Source organism: Pedobacter sp. SYSU D00535 (genome assembly GCF_017355855.1).
GTDB lineage: Bacteria > Bacteroidota > Bacteroidia > Sphingobacteriales > Sphingobacteriaceae > Desertivirga.
This window is the reverse complement of the sequence record NZ_JAFEWD010000002.1, coordinates 87,561-100,911: the sequence shown is the minus strand read 5'-3', so window position 1 is coordinate 100,911 and position 13,351 is coordinate 87,561. Positions and strand designations below refer to the sequence as shown.

Annotated in this window: 11 protein-coding genes; all 11 read right to left on the bottom strand. The window is 44.1% G+C overall.

What is annotated here, in order from left to right:
• Positions 1-26: 26 nt before the first annotated feature.
• Positions 27-617 (bottom strand): sugar transferase, encoded by a 591-nt coding sequence (locus tag J4N23_RS04745; RefSeq protein ID WP_207425878.1) that lies wholly within the window; start codon positions 615-617, stop codon positions 27-29.
• Positions 617-1,870, bottom strand: coding sequence for a DegT/DnrJ/EryC1/StrS aminotransferase family protein (locus tag J4N23_RS04740; RefSeq protein WP_207425877.1), 1,254 nt, complete (start codon positions 1,868-1,870; stop codon positions 617-619). The genes J4N23_RS04745 and J4N23_RS04740 overlap by 1 nt, the downstream gene beginning before the upstream one ends.
• A gap of 49 nt (positions 1,871-1,919) precedes the next feature.
• Positions 1,920-3,059, bottom strand: coding sequence for an O-antigen ligase (locus J4N23_RS04735; RefSeq protein WP_207425876.1), 1,140 nt, complete (start codon positions 3,057-3,059; stop codon positions 1,920-1,922).
• Positions 3,060-3,120: 61 nt separating this feature from the next.
• On the bottom strand, positions 3,121-4,221 hold the full coding sequence (locus J4N23_RS04730) for a glycosyltransferase (protein WP_207425875.1): 1,101 nt from the start codon (positions 4,219-4,221) through the stop codon (positions 3,121-3,123).
• Positions 4,222-4,282: 61 nt separating this feature from the next.
• Positions 4,283-5,149 (bottom strand): glycosyltransferase, encoded by an 867-nt coding sequence (locus J4N23_RS04725; protein ID WP_207425874.1) that lies wholly within the window; start codon positions 5,147-5,149, stop codon positions 4,283-4,285.
• Positions 5,150-5,168: 19 nt separating this feature from the next.
• Positions 5,169-6,320 carry a DegT/DnrJ/EryC1/StrS aminotransferase family protein gene (locus tag J4N23_RS04720; protein ID WP_207425873.1) on the bottom strand — a complete coding sequence of 384 codons (1,152 nt, stop codon included), beginning with the start codon at positions 6,318-6,320 and terminating at the stop codon, positions 5,169-5,171.
• On the bottom strand, positions 6,317-7,762 hold the full coding sequence (locus J4N23_RS04715) for a lipopolysaccharide biosynthesis protein (RefSeq protein WP_242689122.1): 1,446 nt from the start codon (positions 7,760-7,762) through the stop codon (positions 6,317-6,319). The genes J4N23_RS04720 and J4N23_RS04715 overlap by 4 nt, the downstream gene beginning before the upstream one ends.
• 36 nt (positions 7,763-7,798) lie before the next feature.
• Complete coding sequence (locus J4N23_RS04710) at positions 7,799-9,100, bottom strand: nucleotide sugar dehydrogenase (RefSeq protein ID WP_207425872.1); 1,302 nt, start codon at positions 9,098-9,100, stop codon at positions 7,799-7,801.
• Positions 9,101-9,111: 11 nt separating this feature from the next.
• On the bottom strand, positions 9,112-9,633 hold the full coding sequence (locus tag J4N23_RS04705) for a UpxY family transcription antiterminator (protein ID WP_207425871.1): 522 nt from the start codon (positions 9,631-9,633) through the stop codon (positions 9,112-9,114).
• A gap of 434 nt (positions 9,634-10,067) precedes the next feature.
• Positions 10,068-12,326: a polysaccharide biosynthesis tyrosine autokinase gene (locus J4N23_RS04700; protein ID WP_207425870.1), complete on the bottom strand. Its 2,259-nt coding sequence runs from the start codon at positions 12,324-12,326 to the stop codon at positions 10,068-10,070.
• Positions 12,327-12,349: 23 nt separating this feature from the next.
• Positions 12,350-13,114, bottom strand: coding sequence for a polysaccharide biosynthesis/export family protein (locus J4N23_RS04695; RefSeq protein ID WP_207425869.1), 765 nt, complete (start codon positions 13,112-13,114; stop codon positions 12,350-12,352).
• Between the last annotated feature and the right edge of the window lie 237 nt (positions 13,115-13,351).

Here is a 13,351-nt window from a genome sequence, read left to right as displayed (position 1 = left end):
GATGTTTAAATTCAGCGTTGGCAATCTCAGTTCCGGAAGATCCGGATGACCGTGAGCATCAAAATTTTCATATCCACCCAGATGTCGTGATCATCAATATACGCGAGGCTATAGGCAATTTTTGAAGGGATAATTTCCGTGATATAGAAATTTTCAGGATCAGCGACACTGGCTAAAAGCTCACTTTCCTGGCAGAACTTGATCGAGGCCCAATCCGTAATTCCCGGTTTAACCGATAAAACCCGTTGTTGTGCCGCCGTATACATGTTTACATACTTTTCAACTTCCGGCCGCGGCCCTACCAGGCTCATCTCGCCTTTCAGGATATTAAGGAGTTGCGGCAGCTCGTCCAACTTATATTTCCGAAGCCAGTAGCCCACTTTGGTGATGCGCGGATCTCGGTCTCCCACCGTTAATTGCAAGGTTTGTGAGGAAGTCACATGCATCGTTCGGAACTTATAAAGCTTAAAGTTCAGCCGGTTTCTTCCCACGCGAGTTTGTTTATAAAACACCCCGCCGGGAGAATCTATCACTATCATCAGCGAGAATACGATGAACAACGGCAGAAAGAGCAAAAGCCCCAGTACCGAAAAGAACAGATCAAAGGATCTTTTCATCACGCCGGAATTTGAGCTGCCATCTGAACGGATTTCTCCATTTCCACTTCTAACTGAACGGCCTCAATCATCGACTCCACAATGAAGTCGATCTCCGCATCCGTAAGCTGAGGATAAATCGGAAGCGAGATTTCCGCGGCATACTGCTTATAGGCATTAGGATAGTTCTTGATATCATACCCCAAACTCTTGAAAAGCGTAAACATGGGCATCGGAATAAAATGAACGTTTACGTTAATTCCTGCTTTCGCCAGGTAATCAATTATATGATCTCGTTTCGCCTCGGTGATGCCTTTTATCCGAAGTGGAAACAGGTGATATGAGGATTCCCGCCTTTCATCCTGCAAAGTCGGCAATATGGCCCAGGGACAATTAATGAAAGCATTTAGGTATTTCAACGCGATGGCCTTTCTCGATGGCAACAATTTGTCGCCATACTGCAATAGTTGAGCAAGACCGACCGCCGCACATAAATCCGGCATGTTCATTTTGTATCCCTGAAAAAGAATATCGTATCGCCACCCTGTTCCCATGGATTTGGCAAAAGCATCCTTATTCTGACCGTTCAAGGAAAATACTTTCAAGAAACTATACTCTGCTGCTGTATTGAACGGTTCTGGAAGGTTCAGACAAATACATCCACCCTCGGCAGTGGTTATATTTTTTACCGCATGAAAAGAGAAGATGGCGATGTCCGATTTTAATGCCGCGGCCCTCTCATCGTATTTTGCTCCGATAGAATGAGCAGCATCAGCAATCAGCAAAATCCTTCCAAGCATCCGCTGGGTATTTGATGCAGGGACAAACTCTTCTTTGATTAGTGGATCGTTCACTATTTCAGCCAAGGCATTGTAATCGCAGGGCCAACCGGCAATATCTACGGCAAGAATAGCTTTTGTTCTGGTGGTAATTGCCTTTCTAACTTCTTCAGGGTCAATCGTAAAATCATCTTTTATATCAACCATCACTGGCGTAGCACCGCAGTGAAGAACGCTTAAGGCAGTTGCCGAATACGTATAGGCGGGCAAAATCACCTCGTCACCCTCCTTAATCCCAAACCATTTCAGCGTTAAAATGGCACCTGAAGTCCAGGAATTAACGCAAACTGCTGCTTGCGTACCTGTCAGCTTAACTATTTCCTGCTCTAAAGCTTTCACTTTCGGACCCGTAGTAATCCAATTGGATTTTAGGGTATCCACAACCTGATCAATTACCGCCTGATCAATAAAAGGGGGTGAAAATGGGATATTCATAGGTATAGTTTTAGATGATGGTAGATAATTTCAGGCACGATCACTAAGATCAGTTATCTATCGATGCCTGGTTTGCTTTTATGCGGGAAAGCTGGAGTATGCAGAAATATAAAAAAAGTGTTGGACCGCTGGCAGCGAGAAGCCATTCGTTATGAAAACACGCGTTCAAGGAAATTCCTAAAAACGACATACAGAGTGCAATCAACAAGGTGTTTTTCTTGTCTTTCGCGTGCTTCAGGACAGACCAGGTAATCCTAACGACCCTAGCGTAAATTAAATAGAGGAATAGGAGTCCCGGTATTATACCCAGGTACGTGAGAAACATCAGATAGGCGTTGTGCGAGGTGATCACGCCAGTTCCGCTCTTATAAAAAACATTATGTTTCACTACATCTTTCCAATCCATCCCGGAAAGAATGAGACCAAAGGGGTGATCAGCAATAACTTTTAGATTTTCCGTAACCAGTGCTTCCCGGTTTTCCCCTTCGTTTTTACTGCGTTCATTTTTGGTTAAAATATTTTGCTGGGCTCCTGAAGACAGTCCTTCCACAGAGGATTTAAAAGAGACCGCAATGATGAAAATAAAGCTGAAGAGCAGCACTGCGCGGAAACGGTACCATATGGTAAGAAATAATAACAGACAGATGGAGAAAGTCATCAACACAGATCGTTGCAGGCCATAAAAGATCAGTACACCGCATATCGCGATCACTAAAATACTGAGGATAACACCCTTTCTGGCAGCCGTTATAAAAACGGCAAGAAACGCAACAAGGGCGGATAATTGGTAGCCGAAACTAAAAATGTAGGTGGATATGCCGGATGGCGACTGCTGCACGGTCTCACCCACAAGCATAGATCTAATATCCTCTATTCTATAATGATGATTTAGAAGCATTACCAGCGCTGAACAAACTAGGAAAAAGAAAAACAGGAAAACTGACAGTTGAAGCCTCTTCAAATTATTTCCGATGAAATAGTTAAAAAAGAGTGCACAGCAGGTAAACGTAATCATCACGGAGATGAAAGTGATGATATTTGCCTGACCTATCAGATAATAAAATAGCGCCGCAAGGAAAAGTACCACTAATTCCTTCGTGTATTTGAATCCGTTCAGCGGTTCATCGTAGAAAAAGAACACCAATGGAACCGCTAGAAAAGGTGCCGGAACTCGGAATACTCCCGTCATGAAGACATTAAAAGTCAGCGTGTACAAGTACAAAAATAACAGCAGGAATATACAGGCTCTCTTAAACATGGCTAAGTATTAAATTCTCCCATTTGGAAGAAATACGTTCTATCGAGTTAGTCCGGGTGATAAGCCGGGCCCTTCTGGAGATCCTCTCTTTGAGTATAGGGTTGGTAAGTACATTAAGAACAGCGTCCGCGATAGCGTCCGGGTTATTTGTTGGGATCAATATCCCGTTCTGCCCGTCTTCAATAATTTCAGAAGGACCAAATTCGCAATCGGTGGCGATACAGGGGCATCCCAGGCTCATGGCTTCAATCAACGCGTTGGGATATCCTTCATTTCGAGATGACAACACAAAAAGCTCTGCCTGCTGATAGTAGTCCTGCAGATTCTCCTTAAAGCCGATCAGTTTGACTTTATCAGCCAAGTCGAAGCGCTCGATTAGGCGACAAAGAAAGTCTCGCTCTGTTCCTTCTCCTGAAATCAGCAGATCGATATCCAGACCTTTCAGCTTGGCGAAAGCTTCAATCAGCAGATCAAATCCCTTAATCGGATCCAGGCGACCTACCGCCAGTATGAACTTCCTTGGGTAAACCAGGTTAGAGGAAGCTGAATTGAAAGTCATCACCGGATTTCGGATGATCCTGAAATTCTCCAGCGTGCTGAATGATTTGTTCTTTTTGAAGCAGTTTATCATCCCCTCTGAGGGTAACACCACCGCCTTTGACTGACGGTAGACCAGGAAGGAGACATGCTTCAAAAAGTAGTTAAGCTTATGAATGGTATCATCCGGCGTTGTTCTTTCTGAAACCATGAATGGGATCTTGAGTAAAGAACAGGTAAGACCAGTCCAGAGGTTTACAGACGTCATAAACGATACGACGCAAGTAGGCTTCTCCTTTTTAAGGAGTTGTAATAGTCTAAAGAACGTAAGGAAAGCATATAGGAGACGGTTGACGATATGGTGAGACTTATCCCGCCTAACCAGAAACAGCACTTCTACCCCCGCATCCGGAATGTAGGAAGCCGGAGCGTAATTAAGGCAAACGATGAACACCCGATAACCTTTTCTGTTGAAGTGATTAGCCAGGGTTGTGACTACCCGCTCGGCTCCACCACCCTGCAAGGTATTAATTACAAAAAACAGCTTTGGCTTCATACTAATTCACTTATCGTCAGAAAAATGGAAGAAAGAAGACTGATCTTTCTTGAAGAATGATCTATAAGATTGCCCGTATGGTACTAAACACATGGGTGATCGTATACTTACGAAGCTGGAACAGGAAATATCGCCGGATATAGAAGATCAACAGGGATACCTTTTGCTGCAGATTATGCTCGAAATGATTGATAATGAGATTGAAATCATTCAGTTGCTTTTGTCGTAAAACTTCCTGCGGCACCATGCTCCATACTCCACCGGGATGTTTTCTGTAGGAACTCATTACCTCGGGCAACACATAGATCTTTTTTCCGGTAGTGGAAGTGGCAAATAGCTTCATGAACTTATCCACTGCATGACAATTCAAAAACCAATGCTTTTTATAGAGATCTTTCAACATCTCACGGCCGCGCACAACCATGGTAGCGGTACATGTTTCAGCCTGTTTATTAATGACAAGGTCGCCGTATTCGTATTTTAAACTTACAGGGTTTTCATTCACATACAGCAGGTTGCCCGAAAAGTCAATTTCACGCGTATAGTGACAGCAGATAACGTAATCAGGGTTATTCTCCAGAAAGTCCACCTGCTTTTGCAGTTTGTCGGGACTGGTCCAAAAGTCGTCTCCATCGCAAAAAGCAATGTACTTCCCCTTTGCCTGGTCGAGCACCCGCACGATATTGCGATGACCGCCTACATTTTTATCTGAATAAACCAGGTGAACCATTTCGGGATACTTATCGCAATATTCCTGAACGATTTTCCGGGTATTGTCAGTAGAACAATCTTCTCCGATGATGACTTCGTACTTGAAATTGGTTCGTTGCATAAGGAAGCCTTCCATTGCATCCCTTATAAAATTCTCATGATTGTAAGTGATACAGCAAACGCTGACCAGTATTTCAGGTGAATTTGTGTTAGTCATAGATCTGGGAAAATTGATTTTAGGCGACGGTTAAAATTGATTTGATCTGGTTTTCTAGTGCAGCTGCTGCTTCTTCTGCTTCGGTTGTCATACCGTAATTTTGCACGCGAAGAATTACCCGGCATATCATATCCAGGTCTGAAAAAGTCAGGGTGTGGTACAGTGGCAGACAAACAATTCGTTTGACGACAGAATCGCAGACTGGCATTTCCTGGGCAGTAACATAGGGCAAGGTCGACAAGGCAGGGTAAAAATAGCGCCGACAGTAAACCTTCTCTAGTGACAATTCGCGGATGGTTTTCTGCAACATTTCTTCAGAGTCGAAGAGAACCGGAAAGTAGGCATAATTGTAGTCTTTACTGGCATTGAGTCGGGGAAATGCTGCTTTAAGATTTTTAAGCTTTTCGAAATAATGCATAGAAAGCGTTTTTCGCTTTTCCAGCACCTCGTCGGCATGAGCTAAGTTACAAAGCCCCATAGCAGCTCGAAATTCGCAGTTTTTCGCATTTATGCCTACTTCAACAAAGTCCTCGGGACCGTTATGCCCGAAGTTGCGCATGAACACCAGTTTCTTCAAAAGCTCGGGCGATTGTGTAAACACGGCCCCGCCTTCTATGGTATGGAAAAGTTTCGTTGCATGAAAGCTGGTGGTGCAGATGTCGCCGTACTCAAAAACAGACCTGTTCTTGTATTTTGTGCCGAAGCAGTGTGCACCATCATAAATCACCTTTAAGTTGTACTTATCCGCTATTGCCTGAATTGCGTCAATATCACAAGGGTTACCGAACACATGCGTAGCCAGGATGGCACTGGTACGTGGAGTGATTGCTGCCTCGATCTTTGTAGGATCAATATTAAAGGTGTCTTCCTCTATATCTACAAAAACCGGCTTACAGCCTTCCCATACAATGCTGCTGGTAGTTGCTACGTAGGAGAAAGGCGTTGTAATGATCTCTCCTTTCAAATCCAGGGCCCTTATGGCTAGCTGGAGTGCAACAGTGCCGTTGGTAACATACAGCATATGCTTCACATCCAGGTATTCTTTCAGCTTCAACTCAAATTCGTTCAACAAAGGACCGTTGTTAGTTAACCACTGGCGCTCCCAAATGCTACTTAAATACTCTTCGTATTCCCGGAAGCTGGGAAGAAAAGGCTTTGTTACTGGTATCATTTTCGTAGGATTAGATGTTTAAAATCAGTAAATGCGCTTAGTTTTATCAGGTAGCTGCAACTGAGATAGATAAGAAAGTACAGCAGTCCCAGCAAGCTTATCCGACCCAGATCGATCAGCTGAAGGAGATGAAAAAAGTACTGATCGACAACGTAACAAGTGCCGCCGATCAGGACAGCAAGGAGCAGCATGGGCAAGATGTCTGCTATTTGTTCCCTTACGGGATAGTTGATCATTTTGCCGCTGTAAAAAGAATTGATGAAATAGGCAGCGAAACTAAAGCCAAGCTGAAAGTATAGTAAGCCATAGATACCCAGAGGGAGTACGGAGGCGATACCTATAAGGCTTACTACTTTTTTCGCAACTTCCAGCTTCAGAAAAAGGTCGCTTCTACCTTTTACCTTCAAAATATTGAGGTTGTATGAATGTAAGGGATACATTATTCCCGCGATACACAGAATCTGAAAATAGGGGACTGCCGGCAGCCACTTCTCGGTGATCAAAAAGGTGAACAGCGGTTCGGCGATTACCGCGAGAAGAATCAGTACCGGGGCGTTCCAAAAAATAACTTGCTTCAACAACTTCCTGTAAACTGCTTTCAGCTTCTCGTCGTCCCCGGAAATAGTGGCAAACATTGGGTAAGTGACCTTATTAATTGCTGCAGCCACATTAGATATGGGTAGCTGACTTATTGCTTCGGCCCTGGAATAAAAGCCGAGCTGGGCTGCCGAGTAGTATTTACCGATTATCAGGACATAAATATTCCGGTATAAGGTGTCAATCAAACTGGAGATGGTCATTTTGTAACCGAAAAAGAAGTGATTCCGGAAACTGGTCATATCAAAAATCAATTGGGGTTTCCAGTTAGAATATTTCCAGTGCATGATGGTAGACAGCAGAGAGTTAACAAGGCTCATCCAAACCAGGCTCCATACGCCGTAGCCCCCCTTTGCTAGCAGAATGCCGACAATACCGCCTCCTAGTACAGCGGGAATATTGATAGCCGTCTGTGTTTTAAAATCCATCTCCTTGCTGAGACGCGTGCTCTGGATACTGAAGAAAGCATTAATTACAAACGAGATCCCGTATACGCGGATGATATTCACCAAAACTTCCTGCTTGTAAAAACTGGCTATATAAGGAGCCAGTAAGAACATCAAAAAGTAAATGATGACGCTGCCGACGAGGTTGAAGAAAAAAACAGTTGAGTAGTCTTTTTCATCGGCCTCACTGGATCTGATCAGGGAGGAGTTCAGTCCGCAATCAAGCAAGGAGGTACCGATCGCGACAAAAACCGAAAGCATTGCGATCAATCCAAACTCTTCGGGAACGAGGATTCGGGCCAGGAAGATGTTAATGCCAAAGCTCAGGAACTTCCCTCCTGCCTGTTCGGTAAACGACCAAAGCAGTCCACTTACCGTTTTTTCTTTTAAGCTCATCATCTTAAATTCCAGTGCTGCAACGGCGCCGGATTATTTTTATAGGCGGGCATGTACCATTGCCTGAGGAAGCATCGATTTGATATCGTAAACTACGGCATTGTCTTTCAACAGGCTGCTTATATCGAGATCCATAAAATCTGAATGTGCCACGGCAAGCAGGACAGCATCGTACTTTCTTCGTTTGGACTCTCCATTCTGGCAGATTACTCCGTATTCATGTTTTACCTGTATCGGATCAGCCCAGGGATCATGAATACACACATTGATTTTGTACTCTTCCAGCTTTTTGACAATATCAATCACTTTAGTATTACGTACGTCGGGACAGTTTTCTTTGAAGGTGAAGCCAAGCACCAGCACATCGCTACTAATGATATTAATCCCGTTGGAAAGCATTCGCTTAACTAATTGATCAGCAACATAGGCCCCCATACCGTCGTTTACTCTGCGCCCTGCAAGAATAATTTCAGGATGATAACCTGCCTCCTGTGCTTTTTGAGCAAGGTAGTACGGATCTACCCCGATACAATGACCGCCCACCAGTCCGGGCTGAAACTTCAGAAAGTTCCACTTAGTACCTGCCGCTTTTAAAACTTCCTGCGTGTCTATACCCAGTCTGTTAAAAATCATTGCCAATTCATTTACAAAAGCAATGTTGATATCGCGTTGAGCATTTTCAATTACTTTGGCGGCTTCTGCCACTTTTATGGAAGTCGCTTTATGCGTTCCGGCAATAATTACCGAGCCATATAACCTGTCAACCACATCCGCCACTTTTTGCGTCGAACCTGAAGTTATTTTCAAAATATTCGCGACGGTATGCTCCTTATCTCCGGGGTTGATCCGCTCGGGCGAGTACCCCGCGAAAAAGTCAATATTGAATCGCAGTCCTGAGGCTTTTTCAAGTACTGGCACGCACTCCTCTTCCGTCACGCCGGGGTAAACGGTCGATTCATATACAACGATGTCGCCCTCTTTAAGCACCTTTCCAACCAATGCACTCGCTTTGTAAAGCGGAGTCAGATCGGGGCGCTTATTCTTATCAACCGGTGTTGGAACAGTGATAATGTAAATATTGCAACTCCGAATCTTATCAATTTCATCGGTGCAATACAACCCTGTTGGCTTAGTGCAGTCTTGGGTTAATACCTTCAGCAGGTTTTCCCGGCTGATCTCTCTGGTATGGTCATGGCCGTTCTTCAAATCCTCAACCCTGTCCCGATTAATGTCAAATCCGAACACTTTATACTTTTTGGCAAATTCAACAGCGAGAGGAAGGCCGACATATCCCATTCCGATAACGGCAAGTTTTACATTTTCAACTAGTTGACTATTCATATAGAGGGATTTTAACTGATTAAGGCAAGGTTCGAAGCTTCTACTTTAGTTACCAGGGCACAGTCTAGCTTATCAAGCACCAACAGCACTTTTTTTCCCTGAATCTCCAGCACCCGTCCTTCCTGATTGAAAAAAGCGCCGTTCCTGATTTTTACCCGATCGCCGGAAGAGAGGCTCTTAATATCCATCACTTCTAAATCGGAATGACTTAGCAGGTAGTTCTTAATATGCACGATTTCTGAATCCCTTACGGATGCGGGCTTTCCCATGAAATAAATAAAATTCATTACACCAAGGGTTTGTCGCACTTTGAACTCGTCTTTCATGTTGATATTCACGAATACATAGGAACTAAAAAGAGGCACCTCGACGGTTTTTTTCCTGTCGGCCCATTGGTTGACCACTTTTCGGGTCGGACAAAAAGATTCAATCTCCTGCAATTGCAGCAGCTGATCTACTTTTTTCTCCCACCGCGGCCGGGTATATACTACAAGCCAGCTTTTAAGGGAATTGGAGGTAAATGTTGTTTTCATAGTAGATGTAGGGGGATGAGCTATTGGATGTTTTGGAAGCAGCGAACACAGCTTCGCTATCTCACTTACATGATTGCTTTTTTAAGTGCTTGCGGTGAGTTGCAGTACCAGTCCTGGGCTTTCTGCACTCAAGACGCAGCTTCGCTATCTCACTTACATGACTGCGTTTTAAAATTGTTTTTGTTTGGTTGCGGGACAAACGCCGCTTTTTTTGTGTAAGCCAGGCGAAACGGATACAGCTTCGCTATTTCACTTACATGATTGTTTTTAAAATTGCCTTCGTTTAGTTGCAGGGACTCGTCCCCGATATTCTTTTAGTTTGTCTGAAGCAGAAGTGCTTCCTTATCTTTCAGTCCCCTTAGCAACGGATTCATTAGCTCAGGGATTTGTATAGCAGTAATATTGCTTGGATCGCTACTACAGTTTATTTTCCATCAATAGCCGTATTCACTGCCATATCCATAGGTATATGCATTTTTGTTCCTGCGGGCATCGTTAAACACCACCAGCGGTTTTTTTAACTTCTTATTCTCATAAATATCCTCCAGAATGTGCAGCTGCATTTTATTCGTGAAGTTATACCTGACCAGGTAAATGCTTGCATCGGTAAAAGGGGCAAGACTAAAGGCATCGGCTACCTGTCCTACCGGAGATGTATCTACGATGACGTAGTCGAACTGCTGTCTCAGACGTTCAAACATCAGTCTTAACTTCGGATTTAGCAGCAGCTCTGCCGGATCTTCGGGCAAAGTGCCACAGCCTATAGCATACAAATTGGGTGACAATCCAGAAGGGTGTATAAGCTCGTTAAGGACTAAATCCTTACGCAAATAATCAGTTATACCCTGTTTGCTGTTAAGATTGATGCCCTTCAGCAGGTCGGGTTTGCGGAGGTCGAATTCCAGTAAAACTACCTTTTTATTCACCAGGGAAAGTGTCACACCCAGATTGATACTGAAGAAGGTTTTACCTTCTCCCTTCATGCTGGAGGTGATTAGTAATACTTGGTTACGTCCGTCATGGTCCATCATACTCAGGTTATTTCGGATATACCGGAATAGCTCGGAAATCGTAGTTCTACTTTCTTTCTGAACCACTACCGTACCCTGCTTACCCTTATTAGCCAGCTCGCCCAGCACATTTGCCTCCTTAATAAATTTCAAGTCGCCAGCTTCCTGCACCTTTGTATTCAGCAAATGTTTACAGTAAATTACCCCTGCCGGTAGTATCAGTCCAAAGAGAAAGGAGCATAAATAGATCAGGTCGCCTTTGGGACTTTCCGGTATTGATGCCGCGGCTGGGCGGTCTATTACCTGGGAAGTTGGAATGGTGCTGCTCATATACAAGGCGGTTTCCTCCCGCTTTTGCAGCAGGTAGTGATATAGGCTGAGCTTTACGCCCTGTTCCCGGTTCCTCTCCAGAAGCCCCCGCTCTATAGCTGGCACTTCCCGAATACGAGATTCAAACTGTGAAGATTTGGCACTCAGATTATTTACCTGATGTAATAAGCCGCGTTTAACGTTTTTTAGATTCTCCTGCATGTTCAGCTTCAAACTCAGCAACTGCTCATTCAGATTTACGATTAAGGGATTGTTCGGTCTGGCGCTACGCAAGAGCCGCTGTTTTTCCAATTGGAGTTCGTTGTATTTCATTGTCAGCCCTTCCAGCGTTGCGTCTTTAATACCCAAGGTACTGGGTACAAGCGCTGAGTTGTTGTCAGCTTTCCGGAGATAGGTTTCCAAACTGCGTATGATTTCCAGCTGTACCCTTGACTCGGCTAATTGCTGCTCGTAAATACCTGAACTTTGCATGTTCATCTGCGCATCAGCATTAACATCCACAATTTGATTTACCTGTTTATAATCCTCCACGTCCTTTTCCACGCTGGAAAGATCAGTACTGAGATAGTCAAGACGTTCGTCGATAAACTTTATCGTATTTCTAGCCATCTGACTTTTGTTATAAATATTCTCCGTATTGTAGGTTTGAATTAGCCGGGTGAGAATGTCTACAGCCCGCTCGGGCACAGCGTCAACCAGACTGAGTACAATTGTATTTGCGTCTTTAGCGATGGGCAAAATACTCAGTCTCGACTTACTGTAACTTTCGGCCATACGGTCTACATTATTAAACTTTATCGCGATGATATTTCCTACTTCCTTCCGAAAGGCCGGTCCCCTTTGAACGGTGATGCGATAAGCGGGCGTGGTAATCATGTCTCCAAAATCGTAGATCGTAGTTTTGTCATTATCCGTCCAGGCGAACGAGTACCTGTCCAGAATTTCTATAGAAAAGTTTCTGGAAAACGTGGGGGTACTGAGCGTATCGATGCTAATGTTGACCGGAAGGTTATCTCCGTAGAGCTCAAGTGTTTTAAACTGGCGTTTCACAAAATAGCTGGTATGAAGAGGGAGGTCGTGCAACACCTTCTTCAGGAGATCCCGGGAACGCAACACTTCCATCTCGCTTTCTACTGTTTTATTCGATTTAAACATTTCCAGATCACTAAAAGCGGTACCTTTAAACATGCCATCACCTTTCGGGTCATCCTCTATCAACAAGGTGCTGCTAACCCTGTACTTTGCCGGAGTGGTTTGCAGATAGAAATACGCCGCGGTCAGGCTTAAGCCTACTGTCAGCAGAAACACATACCAGTATTGCAGGTATTTTTTTAGTTCACTCAGGTTTTTCATGGCAAATAAGATAGAGGGACAACTTAGTTTCTTCCGATAAATGTGGTTGCAAGGACGGCAACAGCCGAGATGGTAGCAACCAGCAGTGGCATCAGCCGGTTATTAGGACTATATTCTACCGCTTTTGCTTTATCCGGTTCAACGTATACGATGTCATTTTGCTTCAGGTAGAAATAGGGCGAGTTAAGTACATCCTGTTTGTTCAGGTTCATTCTTATGACGGTTCGCTTTCCGGCTACCTCCCGTATCAGTAACACATTTTCTCTTTTGCCGTACACCGTCATATCTCCAGCCATCCCCAGAGCCTCCAAAAGGTTTATTCTTTCACTTGTCACTGTGAAGCTGGAGGGCCTGTTAACTTCGCCCATTACCGTAATTTTAAAGTTAGCGAACTGCACATTCACAATCGGTTCTTTCGCATACTTGTCAATCTCGTGGGATAACTTCTGCTGCGCCTCTTCAAGTGTGTAGCCTTCTACTTTCATAGCTCCAATGACAGGGAAATTTATGAGACCGCTTCTATCTACCCGGTAGCCATCCCGCTCCATTGCATTGTATCGGGTAGCATTCGTATTAGACGCAAATAAAACATTAGACTCTGCGCTTTGGGTACTTACTGTAATGGTGAGTACATCACCATTCTGTATCCGGGGCTCAAATTGATTACTGATACTCCTCTCAGTGGCGGTCTTCCTGGAAAGATCGCTGAAATAAACTAAATCTCTCCGGGGCGCACAAGCACTTGTGAGGATGATACAAAGGCCAGTTACAACGTATAAATTTTTCATAGGGCAGTCAGTGTTTGGAGCAAATAAATACGGTTGATGTACAGGTCAAAATTATACGCTGTTCTCGAAAAAAAGTGCAGTTTTTTCAATATGTGACACTGATTGTAAAGCGTTTACAAACTCGTTCACATTTCCTGAAAGGTTGCTTTACATGTGATAAAACTGCCTGACAGAACAATTGACACAGCAAGAAAAGGGGCTGATTTTCAGTGTAGTACTTGCAAAAAAGGGACTCTA